At 74.7% G+C, this 4537-nt stretch carries 4 protein-coding genes; 1 reads left to right on the plus strand and 3 read right to left on the minus strand.

What is annotated here, in order from left to right:
• Nucleotides 1-110: 110 nt before the first annotated feature.
• From AB0M03_RS39410 to AB0M03_RS39420, 3 genes are all read right to left on the minus strand, one after another.
• On the minus strand, nt 111-1346 hold the full coding sequence (locus AB0M03_RS39410) for an HRDC domain-containing protein (protein WP_363501594.1): 1236 nt from the start codon (nt 1344-1346) through the stop codon (nt 111-113).
• 192 nt (nt 1347-1538) lie between these two features.
• Nucleotides 1539-2264, minus strand: a complete 726-nt coding sequence (locus AB0M03_RS39415; RefSeq protein WP_363501597.1) for a response regulator transcription factor — start codon at nt 2262-2264, stop codon at nt 1539-1541.
• Between the two features lie 345 nt (nt 2265-2609).
• On the minus strand, nt 2610-3260 hold the full coding sequence (locus AB0M03_RS39420) for a DUF3000 domain-containing protein (protein ID WP_363501600.1): 651 nt from the start codon (nt 3258-3260) through the stop codon (nt 2610-2612).
• A gap of 199 nt (nt 3261-3459) precedes the next feature.
• On the opposite strand from AB0M03_RS39420, the gene hemE reads away from it, so the two are divergent.
• Complete coding sequence (gene hemE, locus AB0M03_RS39425; RefSeq protein WP_363501603.1) at nt 3460-4506, plus strand: uroporphyrinogen decarboxylase; 1047 nt, start codon at nt 3460-3462, stop codon at nt 4504-4506.
• Nucleotides 4507-4537: the final 31 nt, after the last annotated feature.

Below are 4537 nucleotides of genomic sequence, written 5' to 3' on the forward strand. Positions count from 1 at the left end.
TCCGCCTAGGGGCGGGGGGGCTTACGCGTCCCCCCGCACCCCCCCCCCGCCCCCGACGGCTGCCCCCCCGCCCCCCGCGCCCCTGATGGCTTACCGCCCTGACCTGGGCCCTAGCCGGCGGCCTCGTCGAAGGCGGTGGCGAGGGCCGGGGAGACCAGGTCGGTCTGCCACCGGCGGGCGCCGAGGCGGCGGAGGGAGGCGGCGATGTTCTCGGCGTCGGCCACCGCCGGGGGCTCCCAGCAGACCCGCCGGACGAGGTCCGGCGTGATCAGGTTCTCGGCCGGCAGGTTCTTCTCCTCGGCGATCGCCGACACCGCGGCCCGCGCCGCGGACAGCCGCGCCGCCGCCACCGGGTCCTTGTCGGCCCAGGCGCGGGGCGGCGGCGGCCCGTCGTGCGGCGCCGCGGCGGCGGGCAGCTGGGACTCCGGCAGCTCGCGGGCGCGCTGCAGGGCGGCCAGCCACTGGTCGAGCTGGCGCCGGTTCACCCGCGGGCCGAAGCCCTGGACGGCGACCAGCGCGGCGGCGTTGAGCGGCATGGCGAGGGCCGCGTTGACGATGGCGGCGTCGGGCAGCACCCGGCCGGGGGAGACGTCGCGCTCGCGGGCCATCCGGTCGCGGGTCTGCCAGAGCTCGCGGACGGCGGCGAGCTGCCGGCGCCGCCGCACCTTGTGCAGCTGGGAGGTGCGCCGCCACGGGTCGACCCGGGGGGCCGGCAGCGGGGCGGCGGCGAGGGCCGCGAACTCCTGGAGGGCCCAGTCGAGCTTGCCCTGGGCGTCCAGCTCCTGCTCGAGTGCGTCGCGCAGCTCGACCAGCACCTCGACGTCCAGAGCGGCGTAGCGCAGCCAGGGCTCGGGCAGCGGGCGGGTGGACCAGTCGACCGCCGAGTGCTCCTTGGCGAGCGAGAGGCCGAGCACGTTCTCGGTCATCGGGCCGAGGCCGACCCGGGGGAAGCCGGCGATCCGCCCGGCGAGCTCGGTGTCGAACAGGCGCTGCGGGCGCATGCCGACCTCGGCGAGGCAGGGGAGGTCCTGGGTGGCGGCGTGCACCACCCATTCGGCGTCGGCGAGGGCCTCGCCGAGGGCGGTCAGGTCGGGGCAGGCGATCGGGTCGATCAGGGCGGTGCCCGCGCCGGCCCGGCGGAGCTGGATGAGATAGGCCCGCTGGCCGTAGCGGTAGCCGGAGGCGCGCTCGGCGTCGACGGCGACCGGGCCCGTCCCGGCGGCGAAGGCCGCGATCGTCGCGGCGAGCGCCTGCTCGTCGGCCACGACGGGTGGCAGCCCCTCCCGCGGTTCGAGGAGCGGGACCGGGGCTGTCTCTTCTGGGATGGCTGCTACGGCGTCGGTCACCCCCCAAGGGTACGACGGCGTTCGCGGCCGGGAGTGTTGTCGGACTGGTCAGACCGCGTTCCGACATATGCCCCCGGTGCATGGCCCGCCGGTCACCCCGCTGGTGTGCGGCGGAGGCCCGGAGGAAACGTTCCTCCGGGCCTCCGCCGGGACGGCCCGCCGGTGCCGGCCCGCAGCGGGCCGGCACGGGGGTCAGTGGATGATGCCGGTGCGCAGGGCGACCGCGACCATGCCGGCCCGGTCGCCGGTGCCCAGCTTGCGGGCGATCCGCGCGAGGTGGCTCTTCACGGTGAGTGCGGACAGGCCCATCGCCACGCCGATCGCCTTGTTGGACTGGCCCTCCGCCACCAGCCGCAGCACCTCGACCTCGCGGCCCGACAGCTCCCGGTACGCGGTGGGCTGCGCGCCCGGTGCACCCGGCGCGCCGGGTGCACCGGGCGCCCCCGCGGCTCCGGGGACGCCGGGGACGCCCGGCATGCCGGGCCGGCGCATCCGGCCGGCGAGGTGGGCGGCGCCGAGCGGCATGCCGGGCCGGCCGGGCATGGCGAGGTTGGTACGGGTACCGGTGACCACGTAGCCCTTGACGCCGCCGGCGAGCGCGGAGCGGACGGCCCCGATGTCGTCGGCCGCGGAGAGCGCGAGGCCGTTGGGCCAGCCCGCGGCGCGGGTCTCGGCCAGGATGGTCAGCCCGGAGCCGTCCGGGAGGTGCACGTCGGCGATGCAGATGTCGCGCGGGGTGGCCACCCGCGGGCGGGCCTCGGCGATCGAGGAGACCTCGATCACGTCGCGGACACCCAGGGCCCACAGGTGCCGGGTGACGGTGTTTCGGACGCGCGGGTCGGCGATGACCACCATGGCGGTGGGCTTCGTCGGACGGTAGGCGACCACGTTTGCGGGGTGCTCGAGAAGGACCGACACCAGGCCTCCTGTGGGGAGTGGCGGACGGAACCCCGATGGGGGCGGTCGGAGTGTTCCGCGTTCGGAAAGGGTCACTGACACCTTCGGCATCATCCGTGCCCGGCTTTAGCGAAAGATCACGATCTAGTGAGTAACAATACGGACAAATCGCGCAGGTGACTGATACGACATGCCCTCGAATCGCACGGATTCGATCGATACCGGATCGAAATGATCAATTTTTGCCGGGTAATTGACGCGGACGGCGACGGAAGTCACACTCCATCAGCCCTGGGAGTGGCGGTGGCCCGCGCCGGACGGGACGTCCCCCGGAAGGGCAGCGGCGGCCGCACCGCGGCCCGCGGCTCAGTGCGGGCGGGGCCGGCGGCGGGCCGGCATCGGCACCACGCCGCCGAGTGACGGGGCGTCCGTCATCGCCACGGGCGCCGCGGCGGTCGGCGGCAGCCCGGCGCAGATGCACAGCATGTCGCCCCAGGCCGCCAGGTGCCGCTCGAACCGCTTGTCGGCCGGCGTCCAGGACGCCCGCACCTCGATCTCGGTCGACGCCGGACGCTCGGCCAGTGCCCCGAAGTAGTGCGAGGCGCAGCGGGTCACCGTGCCGCCCGGCTCCGCGTACCCGGCGCCGTGCGCCTGCAGCGCGTCCATCAGCCAGGCCCAGCCGACCTCGCTCAGCATCGGGTCGCCGGCGATCTCGGGCTCCAGTTCGGCCCTGGTCATCGTCACCACGCGGAAGTCCCCGTTCCAGGCCTCCTGGCCGGCGGGGTCGTGCAGCAGCACCAGGCGGCCGTCCGCGAGCTCCTCGCCGTCCACCTCGACCACGGCGGTCACCGCGTACGCGAACGGGGCCAGCCGGCGCGGGGCCGGCGCGGGGGAGAGCAGCACCTCGGGTCGGAGCCGGGCACCGGCGAGCGCCTCGACCGCGCGGCGGAACTCGATCGGCGCCGCCTCCTTCTCAGTTCCGCCACCTTGTGCGGGGTGTCCGCCGACCGCTGCCATGGAGGGAAGCCTAGGTCGCCCGCGCCCCCAATCCGAGCAACTTTCGCCGGTGCGGCGCGCCGTAGCGCCACGGGTTGTGGATATCGGACGAACCTACGAGCCGCCCGGAGCGGCCCCGCGGGCGGCGCGTGCGAAGATTTGACCCGTGAGCGAGACACCCGCGGCGACCCCCGCAGCCGAGACCGACCCGCAGTCCACCGTGCGCCGCGGCGCCGCGTACGACTCCGTCTTCCTGCGCGCCGCCCGCCGCGAGCCGGTGCCGTACACGCCCGTGTGGTTCATGCGGCAGGCCGGCCGCTCGCTGCCCGAGTACCTCAAGGTGCGCGAGGGGATTCCGATGCTGGAGTCCTGCATGCGCCCCGAGCTGGTCAAGGAGATCACGCTGCAGCCCGTCCGCCGGCACAAGGTGGACGCGGCGATCTTCTTCAGCGACATCGTGGTACCGCTGCGCGCCGTCGGCATCGACGTCGACATCAAGCCCGGCGTCGGCCCGGTCATCGCCGACCCGATCCGCACCGTCGAGGACCTGCAGCGGCTGCGCCCGCTGGAGCCCGACGACATGCCGTACATCACCGAGGCGGTCGGGCTGCTCGTCGACGAGCTCGGCACCACCCCGCTGATCGGCTTCGCCGGCGCCCCGTTCACCCTCGCCAGCTACCTGGTCGAGGGCGGGCCGTCCAAGAGCCACGAGAAGACCAAGGCCATGATGTACGGCGCCCCTGAGCTGTGGGCGGGCCTGGTCGACCGGCTGGCGGACATCACCGCCGCCTTCCTGAAGATCCAGATCGAGGCCGGCGCCTCCGCGATCCAGCTCTTCGACTCCTGGGTCGGCGCGCTCGCCCCCGACGACTACCGCCGCTCGGTGATGCCCGCCAGCGCCCGGGTCTTCGAGGAGGTCGCCCACTACGGCGTGCCGCGCATCCACTTCGGCGTCGGCACCGGCGAGCTCCTCGGCCTGATGGGCCAGGCCGGCGCGGACGTCGTCGGCGTCGACTGGCGGGTGCCGCTGAACGTCGCCGCCGACCGGGTGGGCCCCGACAAGGGCCTGCAGGGCAACCTCGACCCGGCGGTGCTCTACGCACCCACCCACGTCGTCGAGACCAAGGCCCGCGAGGTGCTGCACGCCGCCGCCGCACTCGGCGACAGCGGTCACATCTTCAACCTCGGACACGGCGTCATGCCGACCATGGACCCGGACGCGCTGACCCGCCTGGTCGCCTTCGTGCACGAGGTCAGCGCCCGCTGACACCGCCGCGGCGGGGGCCCGGGCCGGGCCC

The organism is Kitasatospora sp. NPDC051914, assembly GCF_040680995.1.
In the GTDB taxonomy this organism is placed as follows: domain Bacteria; phylum Actinomycetota; class Actinomycetes; order Streptomycetales; family Streptomycetaceae; genus Kitasatospora.

Coding starts and splice junctions, on each gene's coding strand:
- AB0M03_RS39420 (WP_363501600.1), bottom strand. CDS start 3,260: ATGGCAGCGGTCGGCGGACACCCCGCACAAGGTGGCGGAACTGAGAAG.